This is a genomic window from Methylobacter marinus A45 (assembly GCF_000383855.1).
Taxonomy (GTDB): Bacteria; Pseudomonadota; Gammaproteobacteria; order Methylococcales; family Methylomonadaceae; genus Methylobacter; species Methylobacter marinus.
Genome location: NZ_KB912877.1, coordinates 4,531,147 through 4,550,613 on the forward strand (window position 1 = coordinate 4,531,147; position 19,467 = coordinate 4,550,613).

Below are 19,467 nucleotides of genomic sequence, written 5' to 3' on the forward strand. Positions count from 1 at the left end.
ACTTAAGCTCATATATCGCCTGACAAAGATTATTTAGTTCTTTGATTATATATACTTTTAGCTACAAGACCTGATTTGGCAACCCGATCTCACGTTGCGCCTCATGCACGGGCAACCACCCCGCTTACAACCCTTATTTACTTGATTATTAACAGCTTTTACCAAGCACATCAGGTGTAAAATTATTTGACCCACTTCTGCCTAAGCTGCTCTCTGTGTAAAGCCAGCCACTGAATGGCAACAATGGGAATGGCGGATTCAATCAATCGGTCCTCCAGCATCTGATAGACCTCGTCAAAATGCACGGCGCGCACCATAATATCCTCGTGCTCATGATCCAGGCCATGAATACCGCCGACATGGGTACTGTCGACCTTGCCGCAAAACAGGGTGATCCATTCGGAAGAACCGCCCGGCGTGGTATAGAATTCATTAATGACCATCAATTCCTGAATTTCACAACCGGCTTCTTCCATCGACTCGCGGTAAGCGACTTCCTCGGCCGTCTCGCCCTCCTCCATGGCGCCGGCGACAATTTCCAGCATCCAGGCTTTCTCGGGGCGCATAAGGCTGCCTACCCGGAACTGCTCGATCAAGACGACTTTATCGGCATCAGGGTCGTATAACAAAACCGCGACACAATTGCCGCGCATGAACAGCTCGCGCTCTATCTCGGCGCTCCAGCCGCCGGCGAACAAGGTATGTTTCAAGCGGTATTTTTCCAGCCTGAAGAACCCTTGGTAACCAACTTCCCTGTCAATAATCTCAAATTGTTTTTTCATTCCGTTTACCTGATACGGGTTATTTTTTATAGTTCACTCGATAGATGACGCCCAGCTCATCATCGCTGATCAAGACACTGCCATCCGGCATTTCCAGTACATCCACGGGGCGCCCGAGCACCTTGTCTTCTTTGGTCAGCCAACCGCTGACAAACGGTGCTTCCGAGACTGGCTTGCCCTCCCTGAATTTTATCAGCACCACGCGATAGCCATGCGGCTTGCTGCGATTCCAGGAACCGTGCTGCGCGACGAACAATTGGTTTTTAAAGTCGGCCGGAAACAGATCGCCCTGATAAAAACGCATGCCCAGAGCCGCCATATGCGCTTTGATTTTCCAGACCGGCGCCGTGAATTCCCGGCATTTTCTGTCGCCGGCAAACTCGGGATCCGGTATATCGCCGCCATGGCAATACGGATAGCCGAAATGTTCGCCTTTAACAGACCATTGGTTGATTTCGTCGGGCGGCCTGTCATCGCCCATGTAGTCGCGGCCGTTTTCTGAAAAATACAAGGTTTTCGAAACCGGCTCCCAGTCAAAACCGACGGTATTCCGGATGCCGCGGCCGATAATCTCAAAGTCGCTGCCATCTGGATTCAGCCGCACCAGCGAGGCGTAGATCTCTTTTTCAGGGTTACAGATATTACAAGGCGCGCCGACCGCTGTATAGAGTTTGTTGTCAGGTCCAAAGCGCAGGTATTTCCAGCCGTGATGCTGATCCGAGGGCAATTTATCGTAGACCGTGACCGGCTTGGGGGGATTATTCAGGCGCTTGTTGATGTCATCGAAACGAATGATGCGATTGACTTCCGCCACATAAAGCGCGCCATCCTTATAGGCCACGCCATTGGGCATATATAAATCCCTGGCGATGACATGCCGTTTGTCGGCGACACCGTCGCCATTGGTATCCTGCACGGCATAAACAGCGCCCTGGCGCATCGTGCCGACAAAAACCGTGCCGTTATCGCCTAATGCCAGCGACCGGGCATTGGGAACATTGTCGGCAAAAATAGAAATATGGAATCCGGCCGGCAACTGCAATTGCTCGATGACATCCTGATGCCGGCCCGGTTGTGAAAAAGCCGGACCGGCACTGAACAGCAGCAGGCCGGACACTATTATTTTGTTAAAAAACATGACGATGCCCTCCATAAATAAATTTTTATATTATCACCGCGGAACGCTATTGAATTAATTTGATTCATACCCATATCCTTGGAAAATTTCCCATACTTACAGGTCATAAATTATGATGCGTATTTTTCTTTTCCTTGCTACCAACGTGGCGATACTGGTTGTCATCAGTATCGTTTTCAATGTCCTGGGTTTAAGCGGCATGCTGGATGCTCAGGGCGTGGATCTTAACCTGAACGCCTTGTTGATCATTTCGGCAGTCATCGGCATGACAGGTTCAATAATTTCACTGGCCATGTCCAAATGGTCCGCTAAAAACGCGATGGGCGTGCACGTAATCGAATCTCCGCAGAACCGGACCGAACAATGGCTGGTCGATACCGTCGCCAAATTGGCGCAACAAGCCGGCATCGGCATGCCGGAAGTCGGTATTTTCCAGACCCCGGAACCGAATGCCTTTGCTACGGGCATGAACAAAAACAGCGCCCTGGTCGCTGTCAGCACCGGCCTGCTGCAAAACATGAATGCCGATGAGGTGGAAGCGGTCGTCGGCCACGAAATCAGCCATGTCGCCAATGGCGATATGGTGACGATGGCGTTGATGCAGGGCGTGGTAAACACCTTCGTTTACTTTTTCGCCACCGTGATCGGCCATGTGGTCGACCGCACGGTGTTCAAAACCGAAGAGGGGTACGGACCGGCTTATTTCATCGTGCAGATGGTTGCGCAAATTGCCCTGGGCTTTCTGGCCACGATGCTGGTCATGTGGTTCTCGCGCTACAGGGAATTCAGAGCTGACGCCGGCGGCGCCAATCTGGCCGGGCGCCAAAAAATGATCGGCGCGCTGCGTGCCCTGCAGCGCGGACAAGCCGAGGACCTGCCCGGCCAGTTTGCGGCTTTCGGCATCAACGGCGGCGGCGTGCGAAAACTGTTTATGAGCCATCCTCCGCTGGAAGAGCGCATTGCCGCCCTGCAAAGCCAACATTAATCTATCCACAAGCCGGGCAGTCCGCTGCCCGGCTTTCCTGAGTCCATGCCTCAACACCAGTTCATCCGCTTTTCTCTCAGCCTTTCCCGCGAGCAATGCCTTAAGGTTTATCAAGGTCTTGCCAAAAACATTTCCGTGCTTGCCGACGACGGCAGAAGAATCGCTTTTCCCGCCGGCAATATTCAGCCGTTTCTGACTCGCCAGGGCATCAACGGCTATTTTGAAATGGAACTGACCGCTGAAAACAAATTCGTCCGTCTGCATCGATTGCGATGAGCGCCGAAGACAAAGCTGTTTTGGGATTTTCGCGTACCTTACCGGCCTTTTCGCTACGGCATGGTTTTGCATAGCTGATCCACTTTCTTCAGCAGCGTCGGTATCCTGTACGGGCCGTGCATGGATCTAATGTGCTGTTTGGCGTCTGTAAGCGGCATGCCGGCACTGGTGACATAGAGCGGCTTTTTACTCGCCCCTCTGTAGAGTTCGCATTCCCTGGCTATGCCTTTAAATGGTTTTTTAGCGACACCCAGCACGCTGATTTTTTCGTGCAAGGCGTCATACAGATATTTGCCCAGGCCCGGTCTTGATTTACCGTCCAGATAAACAAAGCCATCGATGATAATGGCATCGGGCACGATTTGGTGCTCTTCAATGAGTTTCAGTATGCAAGGCAGCTCCCTGCGATAAAACTGCCCGGGCCTGTACGCCTTAATGTTTCCGAGCTGGCTTCTGAACACGTTTTGTTCACTGGCATCCTGCCAGTTTTCAAAAGCAATGCCGGCAATGAACGCATGGGCGTCCCGATAGTCAACATCGACAGCCAATAGCATCAGTCGGCTTTAACGGCATCAAACTCGATGTTTTCAGCGCCGTTCAAAACCAGAAAATGCTTGCCTTTGGCTCTGGAGATCAGGGTAACGCCCGATTGCCGGGCCATTTCCAAACCCATCTGCGTGGCGCCGGAACGCGACAATAAAACCGGCACGCCCATTTGCGAAACCTTGATCACCATTTCCGAGGTCAGGCGCCCGGTGGTATAAAAAATCTTGTTTTCGCCGGAAATCCCGTTCAGCCACATATAGCCGGCGATGGCATCGACGGCATTATGCCGACCGACGTCTTCGACAAAAAAATCGATATGGCTGCCGCTGCACAGGGCGCAGCCGTGGACGGCGCCGGCCTTCTTGTAAATCTCGTTGTACTGCCTTAGGCTATCGAGCATGCCGTAGAGGGTCGATTGCCTGATTGAGCTTTCCGGCACTCTGATCCGTTTTAATTTTTCCATCAGACGGCCGAACACGGTACCCTGCCCGCACCCGGTTGTGACGGTACGTTGCGCCATCTGCTCGGAAAAATCGCTGTGTCTGTGGTCAGTGACCACGGCTACCGCCTCAGTCTCCCAATCCACCTGCACTACCTTGATTTCCCGGATGTCTTCGAAAAAACCCTGGTTTTTCAGGTAGCCCAATGTCAGCAACTCGGGATGCGTGCCGATGGTCATCAGCGTGACGATTTCCTGTTTATCGACATAAATCGTCAGCGCCCGCTCGCCGACCAGTTCAATCTCTCTCGACTCGCCGTGTTCATCGATGGCAACCGCCGGCCTGGAAAAACTCAGGCCCGCGTCGGTCATTGACGGCTGATAGGATTCAGTCATTATCGTCGGCCTCCAGCGCGGTCAATTCATTCATGGTATTGATGTTCATAAAGATCTCGGGCGTATCGCTGAAGTCCGCTTTCACCATATTCTGCCGCTCCAGCCACAGATCGATTTTACGCTGGCCGCTGGCCAGGTAGGCTTCAAGGCTGTTTTTCAGCGTGCTCTTGATAGCCAGAAAAACCGGATGCAGGCGCTCGCCATCAAAGGCGACGGCCACGTCGGCATTTTGTTCGGCGCGCGTTGACAGCAGTTTTTCTAAATGTTCAGTCGTAACCAGCGGCGAATCGCACGGCATGACAACCAGTACGTCGGCATTGGCATAAATCATAGCCGTCAACACCCCCGCCAGAGGTCCGTCGAAACTGTCGGTTTGATCGGCAACGACGGGCAGGCCAAACTGGCGGTACTGCTCCATGTTACGATTGGCATTGATGATCAGCTGATCAACCATGGGCGACAGCGCGGCAATGGCATAGCTGATCATCGGCCGGCCTTTGAAGTTCACCAATCCTTTGTCCTGGTTATTCATGCGCCGGGCCAGACCACCGGCGAGAATAACGCCTGTTACTTTTGTTTGACTGTTCATAATGCTAAGCTTGTTTAATCTTGAATGATGTGACCTGTAGATGATCCGACAATTCGTTGCCTTCAGTTGCCTGTTATTGATTACCGGATGCGCACCGCAACCGCCGGGCGAGTTTATCCCGTATTACCAGGTGGAAACAAGCAAACCCTATGATGAGGTCCTGGCTGAACTGGAAGTCGCGATCGCCGAGAACAATTTCAGAATAACCGGGCACAGCCGCATCGGCAAAGTCATACGCGATCGGGGCACCAAGGATTTTCCCGATTACGACACCATCCAGTTCTGCAATTTAACGCACGCGAAGACCCTGTTGTTAATGTCCCCGCATTCAGTCAGGCACATGCCCTGCAATGTGGTCATGTATACTTTCCGGGACAAAACCATCGTATCAACGCATTTATTGCCTACTGACACGGAGAACCCGGAACTGAACCAATTCTCGACTGAAATGAACACGTTATTAAAACAAATTGTTGATTTTGCCGTTGAGCAATAAGCCAATAGAACATTATGACAAAGACGGTCAACAAGCAAGCCAGCTACCAGGATATCATCGACCTGCCGGAAAACATGGTCGGTGAAATCATTCACGGCCGTCTGGAAATGCGCCCAAAATCCGCGACCCGATACGCTTTGGCTTCTTCATCGCTGAGTGCTGAACTGGTTTCGTCCTTTCAACAAGGCCAGGACGGGGCTGGCGGCTGGTGGATTATTGACGAACCCGTATGCCACCTGGATTCGCATGTACTTGTCCCGGACCTGGTCGGCTGGCGCCGTCAGCGGATGCCGGCACTGCCAAAAACGGCATGTTTTAAAACACCTCCTGACTGGATTTGCGAAATACTGTCGCCGACGACCACACGCATTGACAGAATTGTTAAAATGCCGATCTATGCGGAACTGGGCATCAATCATCTATGGCTGGTCGACCCGGTTCTGCGAACACTGGAAGCGTATGAACTGCATGATGGGCACTGGCTGTTGACGGGCGCGCACGCCGACAACGAATCAATCGCCATCGCTCCTTTCGCCGAGCATACTTTTTCACTTACTGACTTATGGGAATAAGATTACTTCAATGAAACGTAACTATATAAACTCAATTTTAACCATTGCCTTACTCGCCGCCATAACCGCCTGCACCACGGCACAGGAAAAAGCCGACGAGCCGGCTGCGGCCGAACAGGCGCCTAGGGTCAATGATTTTCCCACGCGGGATCGCGTCGAGTATGTTCTGAACTGCGTAGCCAAGCACGGCGGCCTGAATTACATCACCCAATACGCCTGCGGCTGTAAAATCGATAAAATTGCCGAGAAACTGACATTCGAGGAATACGAAGCCGCGCAAACCGTTACATACCTGCAAAAAATGCCCGGCGAGAGCGGCGGCGCTTTCCGCGATCCGGCCCGAGGCAAGGATCTGCGCCAACGGCTTAAGGAAGCCGAGAAATACGCTGAAAAAAGCTGTTTCGTCAAATAGCGGGGTCAAGCGGCGATGACTGGCCGCACTGCAGTTAACTTGACATAACACCACGAAGAGCACGGAGTCCATGAAGTTTCTTTACATGAGTTTCTTCGTGAACTCCGTGTCCTTCGTGGTTAATCAACAATCCACCAATAGCTCAAAATCAGGGATTGAGCGTATAGGTTTCACTAAAACTGTTACCGGCCGTGCAGGCGTCGCGACTGGTCGGGCTTTCACATGAGGTGTCGGCAACCTCGGCCTTCAACACACCGGCTTTGTCCGGCACAAAATAAAACCGGAAATTAGGGTCGGCGCTGATCGCGATATCGGTTTTGGCGGTCAGGATCGGCTTGTCATTGAAAGAAATCCGCATTTCCTTGATGAAATGGGACTTTTTCACAAACCGCGTGACCTGGTCCATTTGCATGCCGGTAATATTCGGGTGGCTGATCAATAACTGCGCCTGGGTCGGTTCGCCGATTTTAGCGCCGTCATCGAGCCTGAATTTCATTTTGCCTAAACGCTGCATGGCCGCGTCGAGATCGGCGCCTATCGGTGCCGAGCAGCCGCCGCTGGCTTTGACGAACTTCTTGGTCATGATCAGTCGGCCGTCATTCATTTCGGCGATCGCACGGATGTTGCTGTAGGTATTGACGCGGATCCGCATTGCCAGATCGGCCTTGCCGCTTTCCGGCGTGAATTCAAACTCGCCGACAAACGGAAACGGGTTTTTATCAACCAGCACCAGAATTTTTTTGATGTAGCTGTCCCGGGTCTGAGGCACCTTGCTGACGATCTTTATGGGCACCAGAGCCGGATCCTCGGCCCGGTACGGCGCATCGATTTCGATGACATCACTGGATTCCTCAATCGATTTGCCGGCAAAATACTGATCTTTCAACTTGTTGGTCCAGTCGGCGTCATCGTTGGCGGCCAAAGCCAGAGCCGGCGCCAGCAACAGAACCAAAATCCAGGATTTAATTGTTTCTATCTTCATGTTATTAAAGCTCCAATCGTTAAAGAAATCGCCGGCAACTGCTCAGCCCTGCCGGCGACATAAATTCAATTTTCCCATTCCAGCTCGGCAAAGGCGGTCGTGACGTTCTTACGGTGAAACTCGTCAAACAACCGCCATTGTCCCCTGGCCGAATAACCGACGGTTTCCACGGCTTCTTCCATGTATTTGCCTTGCTTGATCATGTCCCTGATTTCCGTCAGCAGCATTTCCAGATAGGCTTTTTCAGGCTGCATGCTTTTCGGCCAATCCGTGACTATCGGCCCGTGGCCCGGTATCACGGTTTTATAAGCATGGCTTTCCAATGTTTTGAGCTCGGCCAGCCAGCCTTTCAGACTGCCGTCTATCACGGGCAAGTGCTCGATAAACAATAAATCGGATATCCACAGCGTATCGGTCCGCTCGTCATAAACGGTCAGGTCATTATCGGTGTGGGCCGCGCGATGGGCGGTCAACTTCAGTGTACGCCCGCCCAGATCGAGGTCCAGATGATCCTTAACGGCTATATCCGGCGGAATAATATCGTCGGCGGTTAGTTTGACATCGAGCTGGTCGGCCGCCTTGTCGATATAATAAAGGCCTCGTGTCGCCATGGCCCTGGCCAGTTTCTGGTGGCCGACGAACTGAACCCCGGGCGCTTTGAAAGCCTTATTGCCGTAGATGTGATCCGGGTGGACGTGCGTATTGATGACATAGCAAACCGGCTTGGATGTCGTATGTTCGATCGCCAGTTTCAGGGATTTGCCCTGCCGCGGATTGCCCCCCGTATCAATAACCGCCACACAGCGCTCGCCGACGATAAACCCGATATTGGCGATAGCGCCATGATTTTTTGTATCGGGCAATTCATGCACGCCCAAATGCACGTACACGCCCGGTGCGACTTCCGTCACCGACAGTACCGGCGCGGCCGACATGGAACCGCTAGCCAGCGACAGAATTAAAGCAAACAACAACCTCATCACTTACCTCGAATAAAAAACCTGAAACTAACTCAGCCAAGGCATAATTCCAGAAATGCCTTGGCCACCCGGGACTGAAGAACCTGCTTGGGCGCGATAATATTCAAATGCCAGATCAAGCCATCCGGCGGATTGATGCGCCGTGCCACCAGGCCTTTAGCCTCATTGCGCAACGCCTGAAAAGAAGAAAAGCCGATACCCAGACCAGCCCTGACCGACTCTTTAATGCCCGAAACCCCGGTCACTTCGATGCTGACAGGCGCGACGATACCGGCCGCCGCCAAGGCCTGTTCGATGACATCCCTGGCACCCGAACCGGGCTCGCGCCAGATCACCGGATACTCGGTAAAAACGTCCAGAGGCACACTCTCGGGATAGGTCTGCGCCAGGCAATGATCTTCCGGCAGCACCAGCACGATTTCATCATTCTGCCAGGGAATGACGACATAATTGCCCGGCAACTCACCCTCGTCAACCGGCCCTTCGATAAACCCCAGATCCAGATCCCCCAGATTGCGAATGATTTCCGCGCTATCCCAGGTTTTCATGAAAACCTGAACACCCGGATACAGCGTCTGCAATTGCACAACGTGCCGGGGCAGATAAAAACTCGCGATCGTGGTCGTGGAACCCAAGCGCAGAAAACCGGTGTTGATCTGTTGCAAACAGCGCACATAATCGATTGCCTGATTGTAATCGGTGTCCATCTTCTGGGCATATTCCAATAAGCCCTTGCCTGCGGGCGTCAATTCGATATGATGACCTTTACGCTCGTATAACGCCTCTCCGACCGCGCCTTGCAGCAACTTTAACTGCCCCGAGACAGCAGGCTGCCCCAGATGCAGATGTTGCGCGGCCAGCGTGATGCTTCTGAAACGGGCAACGACGGCGAAAGTAAGTAAATGATTGGGATTCAACGCAATTTCCTGATAATTTTGCTCAAGTATTTTATAATGACGCGCATTCAAGGGAGGATACGAACATTAGTATTTGATAATATCACCGTTTTTGATGTTTACCCTAATAAATGATGACTTGATAGAAATATTACAGCTACGTTAAAGTGCGTAATATTTTTTGCCGTGTGCCCGAGGCATGATTGCAAACCTATTCCTTGAGCCGAACTAAATCAAATAAATTTGGCTCTAAGCTCTAATTTACCGGATAACCTGGAGGAAATACGTGTGGCAGTTATAAAGATATCGCCAGAACAAATCACCACTAAAAAACGCAAAGGCCCGAAAGGCCATGCAGTGGATCTGGCATCCTTGGAAGAGGTAAGAAACCTCCTGGGCGATGAATCCCGCCAAAGAGACTTATTGATCGAACATTTGCATAAAATTCAGGATCATTATCACCACATTCCCTCTAAACATCTCGTCGCACTTGCCCATGAGATGAATCTTTCTACTGCCGAGGTTTACGAAGTAGCTTCTTTCTACCATCATTTCGATGTCGTTAAAGAAGGCCAGACCCCGCCTCCATCATTGACCGTCCGCGTTTGCGAATCCCTGGCCTGCGACATGGCCGGCGCTCATGATTTGCTGCATGCCCTGGAAAGTGGCCTGGGAGATAAAGTCCGGGTCCAGAAAGTCCCCTGCGTCGGCCGTTGCCAGCACGCTCCTGTCGCCGTAGTCGGCCAGAATCCGATAGATCAGGCAACCGCGCCTGCCGTCTTCGAAGCGGTTGAAAATAACGCTGTCAAAGCTAAAGTCACCGATTACATCAGCCTGGAACGCTACACAGCCGAAGGCGGCTATCAAACGCTGAAAGGCGTCCTCGAAGGCGAGATCAGCGCCGAAAGCATTATCGAAAAAATGGAAAGCTCCGGCCTGCGCGGTCTGGGCGGCGCGGGTTTTCCGGCCGGCAGGAAATGGCGCATCGTCAAGGGTTTTAAAGGCCCGCGCCTGATGGCCGTCAACATCGACGAAGGCGAACCGGGCACATTCAAGGACCGCCACTACCTGGAAAAAGACCCGCACCGTTTCCTCGAAGGCATGGTTATCGCGGCCCTGACCGTCGGCTGTGATGAAATCTACGTCTATCTGCGCGACGAGTATGCCGGCTGCCGAGAAATTCTGACCCAGGAAATCGCCAACCTGCAACACAATCCGCCTTCCAAAGCGCAAAAACTGCCGCCTATCCATCTGCGCCGCGGCGCCGGCGCTTATATCTGCGGCGAGGAATCGGCCATGGTCGAATCCATCGAAGGCAAGCGCGGCATGCCGCGGTTAAGGCCGCCGTTCCTGGCCGAAGTCGGCTTGTTCGGTCGCCCTACGCTGGAACACAACATGGAAACCTGCTACTGGGTCAGAGACATTGTCGAGAAAGGTCCTGAATGGTTCTCCTCGTTCGGTCGCCATGAACGCAAAGGCCTGCGCTCGTTTTCCGTCTCGGGCCGCGTCAACAAACCAGGCGTGCACCTGGCCCCGGCCGGCATCACCGTACGCGAACTGATCGACGAATATTGCGGCGGCATGCAGGAAGGCCACGAATTTTACGGCTACTTCCCGGGCGGCGCATCGGGCGGCATTCTGCCCGCATCGATGGGCGACATTCCGCTGGATTTCGATACGCTCAACCAATACGGCTGCTTCATCGGTTCGGCCGCGGTCGTGATCTTCTCCAACCAGGACAGTGCCCGCGAACTGGCCTTGAACGCCATGAAATTCTTCGAAGAGGAATCATGCGGACAATGCACCCCTTGCCGGGTCGGCACCTCCAAAGCGGCAACATTAATGCAGGAAAAGAACTGGGATGCCAGTTTACTGGAAGAATTGTCATCGGTCATGGTGGACGCCTCCATCTGTGGCCTGGGCCAGGCGGCTCCTAATCCGCTGCGCTGCGTGATGAAATATTTTCCTGATGAATTGAAATAAATACTGCTTAAGTTTAGAGAGTCACTCATGGCTGCAAATCCCGAATATATCAACAAACCCACGGTTAATTTCACGCTGGACGGCGAATCCGTGTCAGCATTTCAAGACGAAACCATCCTGCAGGTAGCCAAACGGCACGGCAAGGAAATCCCGCATCTGTGCTACAAGGAAGGCTATCGTCCTGACGGCAACTGCCGTGCCTGCGTGGTGGAAGTCGCCGGCGAGAGAACGCTTGCGCCTTCATGCTGCCGCATGCCGACAGAAGACATGCAAGTTCAGTCGAAAAGCGAGCGCGCCGTCAGATCGCAGAAAATGGTGCTGGAACTGTTGAAGTCCGACATGCCTGACCAGGGCAATTCCCCGTATAAACTGGATTCCGAGTTGGATATCTGGGCGGAAAAAATGCAAGTCGGCGCGCCGCGCTTCCCCGGCCGCGCCCAGCCTGCAGCCGACCTGTCGCATCCGGCCATGGCCGTCAATCTGGACGCCTGCATTCAGTGCACCCGCTGCGTGCGCGCCTGCCGCGAAGAGCAGATGAATGACGTCATCGGTTACGCCAACCGCGGCGCCCGCTCCGAAATCGTCTTCGATATCGCCGATCCCATGGGCGCCAGCAGCTGCGTGGCCTGCGGAGAATGCGTGCAGGCCTGCCCTACCGGCGCCCTGATGCCGGCCAACAATGTCGGTCTCGAGGTCGCCGATAAAACCGTCGACTCAACCTGCCCTTACTGCGGCGTCGGCTGTCTGATCCGATACCATGTCAAGGACAACAAGATCCTGTATACGGAGGGTCGCGACGGTTACACCAACCATTTCCGCCTCTGCGTTAAAGGCCGCTTCGGTTTTAACTACACCGACAACCCGCTGCGTCTCACCAAGCCCTTGATCCGTCGTGAAGGCGTGGCCAAAACCACTGACTTGCTCGATCCCAGCGAGATCGACCGCGTGTTCAGGGAAGCTACCTGGGAAGAAGCGCTGGATTTTGCCGCTAACGGCCTGAAAAAGATCCGCGATGAGAAAGGCAAAAAAGCCCTGGCCGGTTTGGGGTCGGCCAAAGGCAGCAACGAGGAAGCGTATCTGTTCCAGAAACTGGTGCGTACCGGTTTCGGCTCCAACAACGTCGACCACTGCACGCGCCTGTGTCATGCCTCATCGGTTGTCGCGCTGCTGGAATGTCTGGGTTCCGGCGCCGTATCGAACCCGGTTTCCGATGTCAGCAAGGCCGAAGTCATCATCATTATCGGTTCCAACCCGACCGTTAATCATCCGGTCGGCGCGACATTCATGAAGAACGCCGCGGCACGGGGCACCAAAATCATCCTGATGGACCCGAACCGCACATCGATTGCCAAATACGCCTCTCATGTGCTGCAGTTCCGCCCCGATACCGACGTGGCGCTGCTTAACGGCATCATGCACGTCATACTCGAAGAAAACCTGCAGAACGACGAGTATATCGCCAAGTACACGGAAGGCTTCGATCAAATGCGCGCGCATTTGAAAGACTACAGCCCGGAACACGTGGCGCCTATCTGCGGCATAGACGCCGACACGATCCGCGAAGTGGCAAGACTGTATGCAACGTCAAAAGGCTCGATGATCCTCTGGGGCATGGGCGTATCCCAGCATATTCACGGCACCGACAACGCACGCTGTCTGATCTCGCTGGCCTTGATGACCGGCCAGGTGGGAAGACCCGGCACCGGTCTGCATCCGCTACGCGGCCAGAACAATGTTCAGGGCGCGTCGGATGTCGGTCTGATCCCGATGGTTTATCCTGATTACCAACCTGTCGAAGATCCTGCCAATCGGGCCAAATTTGAAACACTGTGGGACACTGAACTGGACCCTGATCGCGGTTTGACGACTGTGGAAATGATCCATGCGATTCTGCACAAGGACGTCTTCGGCATGTTCATCGAAGGCGAGAACCCGGCCATGTCCGACCCCAACCAGAACCATGCGCGCGAAGCGTTCGCCTCCCTGGAGCATCTGGTGGTGCAGGATATCTTCCTGACCGAAACGGCCGGTTTTGCGGATGTGATTCTGCCGGCATCGGCGTTCTATGAAAAAACCGGTACGTTCTCGAATACCGACCGGCGCGTGCAGATGGGTCGCCAGGCCGTCAATCCGCCCGGTGATGCCAGACAGGATCTGTGGATCATCCAGGAAATCGCCAACCGTTTGGGTTGCAACTGGAACTACACTGGCCCTGAAGATGTGTTCAATGAAATGCGCCAGGCCATGACCAGCATCGCCGGCATGACCTGGGAAAGACTGAACAACGAAGATTCGCTGACTTATCCGCTGGAACATGTAGGCGATCCGGGCCAGCCGGTTATTTTCACGGACGGTTTCCCGACTCAGTCAGGAAGAGGCAAATTCGTGCCGGCCAAATACATACACGCCGATGAACTGCCCGATAATGAATATCCTCTGATCTTCATTACCGGCCGTCAGCTTGAACACTGGCATACCGGCAGCATGACGCGTCATTCGCCTACACTGGATGCGATCGAACCGGATCCGGTTGTTTCCGTCAATCCTGAAGACCTCAGCAAACTGGGCGTCGAACCCGGCGGACTGATTACGATCGAGTCGCGTCGCGGCAAGATTACGGCTTATGCGCGTGCTGACATGGGCATCCAGAAAGGCAGCATATTCATGGCTTTCTGCTATAACGAAGCCAGCGCCAACCTGATTACCAATGAGGCTCTCGATCCGGCGGCGAAAATCCCGGAATTCAAGTTCTGTGCCGTTAATGCCACGCCGGGCGGAACTCTCGGCACAAGAATTAACTAAGCTTCGTATTTCGTTTAGCGCTGACAGAGTTTAAAATTTCGTCAGCGCTTTCTTGTTTCAAAACCCCAACTTAAAGCTCTTCAAAATAATGCGAAAATGATGAGTCAAATCTGATGCCGCCGGTAAAAATTAAAGTCTTGATAGCATGCATTAGCCATCGGCATATCAAGATTTTGATTTTATCCGCATTCATTCTGATCGGACTCAATGGTTGCGCCTCATTATTTGTCGCAATGGGTAAGCAGAATCAGGAAAATTACTGGCAATACGACTTAATACAGAATACCAGTGCCTTTCTAAGCCAAGACGATTTATTGACCGTCTGCTTTACCGGCTTTAACACAGCGACCCGGGAGCATAAGCCTATCTCATTTGACCTATCGGTCAGGCCCAACGAATCACATGATATTACCGGTAAAAATTTTAAACATCTGGTAGGCGATGAAACTTACGGTGAATATATAAGAATACCGAGTACTCTCATTCATTCCGACTGCAGCAATACATCAAGGAAATCGACTGTTCCGGTTATTACTTTCAATTTCTCATACTGCACGTCAATTCCTGATCACACAGATCATCTGAACTTACCCATCGACGCCTGTCCTGAACTACAGCAGAATTTCCTGGCTCTGCATCTTAAAGACAAATCGATACTGCATGCGCTATATCAAATCAAAAGATCCAGCCCGGAGATAAACAGCGCAACAGTGATCGAAGACGACATCGATATGATGGCTTTCGTTTCCGTATCAGGCGTGGAAAACAAACCAAACAAGCTACTGTTTTTCCCGGAATCCCGGAAGGCGCGTGTCAGACCAAGCATCAATCATGAGGAACCGCTCGCGCTTGTTTTTGATATTGCAACCTTGCCTTTACAAATGCTGATGCTGGGAATAATTACCTGGATGAATGACTAAATATGGCTAAGCCTGTGCTTTTGACAGCATTGGATTTCCAGACTGCAGCAGAATGCGTTCAATGGCTTTGGATGTCCATCAGCTTGAAATATTCACTCTCGGAAACAATATCCCGATTATCCTCAACGCTGTCCAGATACACCCTGCCCTCCAGATGATCGTATTCGTGCTGAAAAATCCGGGCGACAAAGCCGTCCAGCCGTAACTCCAGCCATTCACCCCGCTGATCGGTATAACGGATAAGGATCTCCCGATACCTCGGCACCCGCGCCCGTATGCCCGGAATGCTCAAGCAGCCTTCCCAATCCTTCTCCTTATGATCCGACAAGGGTTCAAACTCAGGGTTGATCATGACCGTCGGCGCCATTTGCGGCGCATGGGGATAACGCGGCGTGGGCCTTGATGCCACAATCATGATCCGTCTTGACTCGCTGATCTGGGGCGCGGCGATGCCGACACCCTGCGTGCCGGCCAGGGTGGCCTGCATATCCGCTATGATTTGCCGAATCTCGGCGACGTGCACATCCGCAACCGCTTCAGCCTTTTGTCTTAGCACCTCGGCACCTAACTGGGCAATCTCGCGCATAGTCATTCCTCTAGGTCAACAGTTCATTCAGCAGTATCGCCTGGGCTTGTACCGGCTCTTCATTCTCGACTTTGGTATAGCGCTGGTAGCTGCCGTCAGGCTGCAGTATCCAGGCCTGCGTGTTATCCCGCAGATACAATTCCAGGTCATGCAAAATCCGGTTGTGCAGCCTTTTATTTTCAACAGGGAAACAGGTTTCAACGCGGCGGAACATGTTGCGATTCATCAAATCGGCGCTGGAGGCATAAACTTCCCAGTTACCGTCATTCTCGAATGCATATACGCGCCCATGCTCCAGAAAACGCCCGATAATGGACCGTACCTCGATGTTTTCGGAGACGCCGGGGATTCCGGGCCTTAAACAACAGACGCCCCTGACGATCAATTTAACGACAACCCCGGCCTGAGACGCGCGGTAAAGAGCCTGAATCGATTGTTCCTCAACAATGGCGTTCACTTTGATGATGATTTTTGCCGGCTTGCCGTTTTGGGCATGGCGTATTTCGCGTTCGATCTTGCTGATCAGTCCGCTATGCAAGGTAAACGGCGATTGCAGCAATTTATTCAGCTTGGTCACTTTACCCAGACTGGTCAGCTGGGCAAATACGCGCCGGACATCCTCGCCTAATTCCTTATCGCTGGAAAACAGGCCGTAATCGGTATAAATCCGCGCCGTTTTAGGATGATAATTGCCGGTCCCCAAGTGCACGTAATTGCACAGTTGAGAGCCTTCTCTTCTCAGCACCAGACACATCTTGGCATGCGTTTTATAGCCAACCACGCCATAAACCACATGCACGGCCGCTTCCTGCAGCTTGGACGCCAGATTGATGTTGGCTTTTTCATCGAAGCGCGCCCGCAGTTCGATAACGACCGTCACTTCCTTGCCGGCCCTGGCCGCCTTGACCAGGGCGCTGACGATGGGTGAATCCGCGCCGGTGCGGTACAGCGTCTGTTTGATCGCCAGCACGTCCGGATCGACAGCCGCCTGGCGCAGAAACTCGACGACCGGCGAGAACGATTCGAAGGGATGGTGCAGCAGAATGTCGTGGCGCTTGATCGCGGCGAATATGTCCTTGTTGCGTGCCAGTTGCGGCGGCACGCCGGGTTTGAAGGGCGCGAACTTGAGATCGGGCCGTTCAACCAGATCAATAATTTCCTGCAGCCGGTTCAGATTGACCGGCCCATCCACCAGGTACAGGCGGTCGCGGGTCATATCGAAGCGGCCCAACAGAAAATTCACGGTTTCCTCAGGACACTTGGCATCGATTTCCAGCCGCACTTCATCGCCGTAATTGCGCATGGCCAGTTCGCCTTCCACGGCCAGCAGCAAATCATCTATGGCGTCGTCGTCAACGAAAAAGTCGCTGTTGCGCGTCACGCGGAACTGGTAACAGCCCTTCACCGTCATGCCGGTGAACAATTCGTTGACAAAGGCATGGATGATCGACGATAAAAACACAAAATCGGCCGGACCGCTGCCGGTTTCCTCGGCAGGCAATTTAACGATGCGCGGCAAGGATCGCGGCGCCTGCAGAATCGCCCTGCCGCTGTTGCGGCCGAACGCATCCTTGCCGGTCAGGGAAATAATAAAATTCAAGCTCTTGTTGAGTATGCGGGGGAACGGATGGGCGGAATCGAGGCCCACCGGCGTTAAAATCGGCATCAATTCATCATTGAAATAATTTTCCAGCCATTTGTGCTGCGCTTCCGTCCACTTGCTGCGGCGGATGAAATGAATATTCTGCTCGCAGAGCTGCGGAATCAGAATGTCGTTCAGAACGCTATACTGCTCGTCGACCAGTTGATGGGCATTGACCGCAATCTGCTCCAGCTGTTCATGGGGCGTCAAGCCATCCGATCCGATCGCCTTGGGATCCATGGTCGCCATTTGCAACACACTGGCCACCCGGACCTCGAAAAACTCATCCAGATTGGAACAGGAGATGCACAGATAATTGAGCCGTTCCAGCAACGGCACATTTTCATCTTTCGCCTGTGCCAAAACCCGTTTATTAAACTCCAGCAAACTCAATTCGCGATTGATATACAGCTCAGGTTTTTGAAGATCTATTATTTCGTCTGTTTCGTTTATGTCCATTTTGTACCCATACCTAAAGCCGTCAGGATGTAACGCCTGTGATAAAAACATGTCGGTCGCTGATTTGTTCGATATCGAGATTCAAACCAGCCTGTGCTATTTGTCCGGCGATTTCTTCCATGCGAAATGCCGCCAGTAAGGATTGATAAAAATCCCGTTTGAGAACGTCAGGTTCATCAGCCGCATAAGCCCGCACCATTGCCCGCGCCTCGTCAATGCTCGCCGGACGCAATAAATCCATGATCACGACCCGCGCGCCCGGTCCCGCGTAGTGTTTAATGACCTGCCAAAGCACCATGGGATCAGGCAAGTGATGCAGCAGGCTATTGCTGAAGATAATGTCATAGTTGGCTTGCGGCAAGCTTACAGCGGGTAACAAACCATGGATAAAATTTATCCGCGGCCTCAACTCATCAGCTGTCGATAACTTACCATAATTTATCATAGCCGCCGAACCATCGACAGCATGCACCCTGGACAAGGGATACGCCCTGGCAAAACGGCGGCTGATGTCGCCGGGACCGCATCCTAAGTCCAGCGCCGTACCGCTGAAATCAGGTTCATCAACAAAGGCCCGCAGGCGCTCGATAAACTGGCTGTGCGGCGCCTCGAAGTCCCCTTCGGCATAAGCCTTGACCTGCGCTTCATCTTCCATCAATTCAGGTTCCAGTACTCTTTTCATCGGTCAAACCCCCGTTTCCCCTGTAGACCGCCGGTGTGAACGGCAATAATACGCTGCCCGGGTTTAAAACAGCCCCGGGCCATCAAATCGTAAAGCCCGTACAGCATCTTACCCGTATAGACAGGCTCCAGCGGCACTTGTGTTTTTAACTCGAAAGCATCGATAAAGGCCGTCAATTCGTCAGTGACTTGCGCGAATCCGCCGAAATGATAATCCAGATTGACCTGCCAGTTAGCGCGCGGCCCGCTCAGCAGCCGCTCAATATCGGCCGTTAAAAAGCGCGCGTTTTTCAGCGCCGCAAAGCCTATGACCGATGCCGGCTCCGGAGCCGCTTCAATGATGCCGGCCAGCGTGGCGCCGGTCCCACAGGGCGCGCAGATGACATCGTAAGACAACTTGATCTCCAGGGCCAGTTCCATTACGCCTTTCAACGCCAGGGCCTGTGCCCCGCCTTCCGGCAGCCAGAATTGCCCGGCACCGATGCCGGGCAAATCCTGCCAGCCTTTATACTGCCGGAGTGATCTGTAATCGGAACGCGATACGAACCTCAGCTCCATGCCCCAGTGTTGCATGTCGGCCAGCGTCGGATTTAACGTGTCCGGCCGCTCGCCGCGAACCAGTCCTATCGTTTTCATTCCCAGCGCACGCCCGACAAAAGCCAGCGCATGCAGATGATTGGAATAGGCGCCGCCCATGCTGATCAGCGTATGCGCGCCTGATGATAACGCATGGTCCAGAATATATTTGAGCTTGCGCCATTTATTGCCGGAAATAACCGGATGCAGCAAATCGTCGCGCTTGATCCATAGCTCGACCCCGCAGCGGTCAAACAAGGGATCAGGAATCCTTGATAGAATAGAACGGTCGAAAGTTTTTTCCAGTTGAATCAGTTCCGGGTGCATTT

Annotated in this window: 20 protein-coding genes; 8 read left to right on the forward strand and 12 right to left on the reverse strand. The window is 53.1% G+C overall.

The genetic code is table 11. The features are described from left to right. Window positions 1–182: 182 nt before the first annotated feature. Both METMA_RS0121255 and METMA_RS0121260 read right to left on the reverse strand, forming a co-directional pair. Window positions 183–782, reverse strand: coding sequence for an NUDIX domain-containing protein (locus METMA_RS0121255; protein ID WP_020161134.1), 600 nt, complete (start codon window positions 780–782; stop codon window positions 183–185). 19 nt (window positions 783–801) lie between these two features. Beyond that, the gene (locus METMA_RS0121260; RefSeq protein ID WP_232216404.1) at window positions 802–1,920 is read right to left on the reverse strand and encodes a PQQ-dependent sugar dehydrogenase; all 1,119 of its coding nucleotides are present in this window, start codon (window positions 1,918–1,920) and stop codon (window positions 802–804) included. Window positions 1,921–2,032: 112 nt separating this feature from the next. On the opposite strand from METMA_RS0121260, the gene htpX reads away from it, so the two are divergent. Together htpX and METMA_RS0121270 are read left to right on the forward strand one after the other, a co-directional pair. Next, window positions 2,033–2,905 (forward strand): protease HtpX, encoded by an 873-nt coding sequence (gene htpX, locus METMA_RS0121265; RefSeq protein WP_020161136.1) that lies wholly within the window; start codon window positions 2,033–2,035, stop codon window positions 2,903–2,905. Between the two features lie 45 nt (window positions 2,906–2,950). Next, the gene (locus METMA_RS0121270; protein ID WP_020161137.1) at window positions 2,951–3,181 is read left to right on the forward strand and encodes a DUF2835 domain-containing protein; all 231 of its coding nucleotides are present in this window, start codon (window positions 2,951–2,953) and stop codon (window positions 3,179–3,181) included. A 53-nt stretch (window positions 3,182–3,234) separates the two neighbouring features. Here the strand turns inward: METMA_RS0121270 and METMA_RS0121275 are convergent, their stop codons facing one another. The 3 genes from METMA_RS0121275 to mobA are packed head-to-tail and all read right to left on the reverse strand — an operon-like array spanning window position 3,235 to window position 5,151. Then, a complete protein-coding gene (locus METMA_RS0121275; protein ID WP_020161138.1) occupies window positions 3,235–3,735 on the reverse strand; it encodes an endonuclease V in 501 nt (166 codons plus the stop codon). Beyond that, window positions 3,735–4,562, reverse strand: a complete 828-nt coding sequence (locus METMA_RS0121280) for a formate dehydrogenase accessory sulfurtransferase FdhD (RefSeq protein ID WP_020161139.1) — start codon at window positions 4,560–4,562, stop codon at window positions 3,735–3,737. The genes METMA_RS0121275 and METMA_RS0121280 overlap by 1 nt, the downstream gene beginning before the upstream one ends. Continuing rightward, window positions 4,555–5,151, reverse strand: a complete 597-nt coding sequence (gene mobA, locus METMA_RS0121285) for a molybdenum cofactor guanylyltransferase MobA (RefSeq protein ID WP_020161140.1) — start codon at window positions 5,149–5,151, stop codon at window positions 4,555–4,557. The genes METMA_RS0121280 and mobA overlap by 8 nt, the downstream gene beginning before the upstream one ends. 40 nt (window positions 5,152–5,191) lie before the next feature. On the opposite strand from mobA, the gene METMA_RS0121290 reads away from it, so the two are divergent. From METMA_RS0121290 to METMA_RS0121300, 3 genes are read left to right on the forward strand one after another with little or no spacing between them, the layout of a single operon-like run. Then, a complete protein-coding gene (locus tag METMA_RS0121290; protein WP_020161141.1) occupies window positions 5,192–5,647 on the forward strand; it encodes a DUF302 domain-containing protein in 456 nt (151 codons plus the stop codon). A 14-nt stretch (window positions 5,648–5,661) separates the two neighbouring features. Continuing rightward, the gene (locus METMA_RS0121295; RefSeq protein ID WP_020161142.1) at window positions 5,662–6,219 is read left to right on the forward strand and encodes a Uma2 family endonuclease; all 558 of its coding nucleotides are present in this window, start codon (window positions 5,662–5,664) and stop codon (window positions 6,217–6,219) included. Between the two features lie 10 nt (window positions 6,220–6,229). Then, window positions 6,230–6,631: a hypothetical protein gene (locus tag METMA_RS0121300; protein WP_020161143.1), complete on the forward strand. Its 402-nt coding sequence runs from the start codon at window positions 6,230–6,232 to the stop codon at window positions 6,629–6,631. Window positions 6,632–6,779: 148 nt separating this feature from the next. On the opposite strand, the gene METMA_RS0121305 is transcribed toward METMA_RS0121300, so the two are convergent. From METMA_RS0121305 to METMA_RS0121315, 3 genes are all read right to left on the reverse strand, one after another. Further along, on the reverse strand, window positions 6,780–7,613 hold the full coding sequence (locus tag METMA_RS0121305; RefSeq protein ID WP_020161144.1) for a quinoprotein dehydrogenase-associated SoxYZ-like carrier: 834 nt from the start codon (window positions 7,611–7,613) through the stop codon (window positions 6,780–6,782). 65 nt (window positions 7,614–7,678) lie between these two features. Next, window positions 7,679–8,593 (reverse strand): quinoprotein relay system zinc metallohydrolase 2, encoded by a 915-nt coding sequence (locus tag METMA_RS0121310; protein WP_020161145.1) that lies wholly within the window; start codon window positions 8,591–8,593, stop codon window positions 7,679–7,681. Between the two features lie 32 nt (window positions 8,594–8,625). After that, a complete protein-coding gene (locus METMA_RS0121315; protein WP_036249817.1) occupies window positions 8,626–9,510 on the reverse strand; it encodes a LysR family transcriptional regulator in 885 nt (294 codons plus the stop codon). 267 nt (window positions 9,511–9,777) lie between these two features. On the opposite strand from METMA_RS0121315, the gene METMA_RS0121320 reads away from it, so the two are divergent. The 3 genes from METMA_RS0121320 (at window position 9,778) to METMA_RS0121335 (ending at window position 15,194) form a co-directional block, all read left to right on the forward strand. Continuing rightward, window positions 9,778–11,472, forward strand: coding sequence for an NAD(P)H-dependent oxidoreductase subunit E (locus METMA_RS0121320; RefSeq protein WP_020161147.1), 1,695 nt, complete (start codon window positions 9,778–9,780; stop codon window positions 11,470–11,472). Window positions 11,473–11,499: 27 nt separating this feature from the next. After that, entirely contained in the window at window positions 11,500–14,274 is a 2,775-nt protein-coding gene (gene fdhF / locus METMA_RS0121325) for a formate dehydrogenase subunit alpha (RefSeq protein WP_020161148.1), read from the forward strand. A gap of 113 nt (window positions 14,275–14,387) precedes the next feature. Then, window positions 14,388–15,194: a hypothetical protein gene (locus METMA_RS0121335; protein ID WP_036249610.1), complete on the forward strand. Its 807-nt coding sequence runs from the start codon at window positions 14,388–14,390 to the stop codon at window positions 15,192–15,194. 58 nt (window positions 15,195–15,252) lie between these two features. On the opposite strand, the gene def is transcribed toward METMA_RS0121335, so the two are convergent. From def to METMA_RS0121355, 4 genes are read right to left on the reverse strand one after another with little or no spacing between them, the layout of a single operon-like run. After that, on the reverse strand, window positions 15,253–15,780 hold the full coding sequence (gene def / locus METMA_RS0121340) for a peptide deformylase (protein ID WP_020161151.1): 528 nt from the start codon (window positions 15,778–15,780) through the stop codon (window positions 15,253–15,255). A gap of 10 nt (window positions 15,781–15,790) precedes the next feature. After that, window positions 15,791–17,881 carry a polyphosphate kinase 1 gene (ppk1, locus tag METMA_RS0121345; protein ID WP_020161152.1) on the reverse strand — a complete coding sequence of 697 codons (2,091 nt, stop codon included), beginning with the start codon at window positions 17,879–17,881 and terminating at the stop codon, window positions 15,791–15,793. Between the two features lie 22 nt (window positions 17,882–17,903). Then, window positions 17,904–18,563, reverse strand: coding sequence for a class I SAM-dependent methyltransferase (locus tag METMA_RS0121350; protein ID WP_020161153.1), 660 nt, complete (start codon window positions 18,561–18,563; stop codon window positions 17,904–17,906). Then, a complete protein-coding gene (locus METMA_RS0121355) occupies window positions 18,560–19,465 on the reverse strand; it encodes a 1-aminocyclopropane-1-carboxylate deaminase/D-cysteine desulfhydrase (protein WP_020161154.1) in 906 nt (301 codons plus the stop codon). The genes METMA_RS0121350 and METMA_RS0121355 overlap by 4 nt, the downstream gene beginning before the upstream one ends. Window positions 19,466–19,467 lie beyond the last annotated feature (2 nt).

Bases quoted from the DNA above. Each gene is read 5' to 3' on its own strand.
- METMA_RS0121255 (WP_020161134.1), bottom strand. From the start codon at position 782: ATGAAAAAACAATTTGAGATTATTGACAGGGAAGTTGGTTACCAAGGG.
- METMA_RS0121260 (WP_232216404.1), bottom strand. From the start codon at position 1,920: ATGTTTTTTAACAAAATAATAGTGTCCGGCCTGCTGCTGTTCAGTGCC.
- htpX (WP_020161136.1), top strand. From the start codon at position 2,033: ATGATGCGTATTTTTCTTTTCCTTGCTACCAACGTGGCGATACTGGTT.
- METMA_RS0121270 (WP_020161137.1), top strand. From the start codon at position 2,951: ATGCCTCAACACCAGTTCATCCGCTTTTCTCTCAGCCTTTCCCGCGAG.
- METMA_RS0121275 (WP_020161138.1), bottom strand. From the start codon at position 3,735: ATGCTATTGGCTGTCGATGTTGACTATCGGGACGCCCATGCGTTCATT.
- METMA_RS0121280 (WP_020161139.1), bottom strand. From the start codon at position 4,562: ATGACTGAATCCTATCAGCCGTCAATGACCGACGCGGGCCTGAGTTTT.
- mobA (WP_020161140.1), bottom strand. From the start codon at position 5,151: ATGAACAGTCAAACAAAAGTAACAGGCGTTATTCTCGCCGGTGGTCTG.
- METMA_RS0121290 (WP_020161141.1), top strand. From the start codon at position 5,192: ATGATCCGACAATTCGTTGCCTTCAGTTGCCTGTTATTGATTACCGGA.
- METMA_RS0121295 (WP_020161142.1), top strand. From the start codon at position 5,662: ATGACAAAGACGGTCAACAAGCAAGCCAGCTACCAGGATATCATCGAC.
- METMA_RS0121300 (WP_020161143.1), top strand. From the start codon at position 6,230: ATGAAACGTAACTATATAAACTCAATTTTAACCATTGCCTTACTCGCC.
- METMA_RS0121305 (WP_020161144.1), bottom strand. From the start codon at position 7,613: ATGAAGATAGAAACAATTAAATCCTGGATTTTGGTTCTGTTGCTGGCG.
- METMA_RS0121310 (WP_020161145.1), bottom strand. From the start codon at position 8,593: ATGAGGTTGTTGTTTGCTTTAATTCTGTCGCTGGCTAGCGGTTCCATG.
- fdhF (WP_020161148.1), top strand. From the start codon at position 11,500: ATGGCTGCAAATCCCGAATATATCAACAAACCCACGGTTAATTTCACG.
- METMA_RS0121335 (WP_036249610.1), top strand. From the start codon at position 14,388: ATGCCGCCGGTAAAAATTAAAGTCTTGATAGCATGCATTAGCCATCGG.
- def (WP_020161151.1), bottom strand. From the start codon at position 15,780: ATGCGCGAGATTGCCCAGTTAGGTGCCGAGGTGCTAAGACAAAAGGCT.
- ppk1 (WP_020161152.1), bottom strand. From the start codon at position 17,881: ATGGACATAAACGAAACAGACGAAATAATAGATCTTCAAAAACCTGAG.
- METMA_RS0121350 (WP_020161153.1), bottom strand. From the start codon at position 18,563: ATGAAAAGAGTACTGGAACCTGAATTGATGGAAGATGAAGCGCAGGTC.
- METMA_RS0121355 (WP_020161154.1), bottom strand. From the start codon at position 19,465: ATGCACCCGGAACTGATTCAACTGGAAAAAACTTTCGACCGTTCTATT.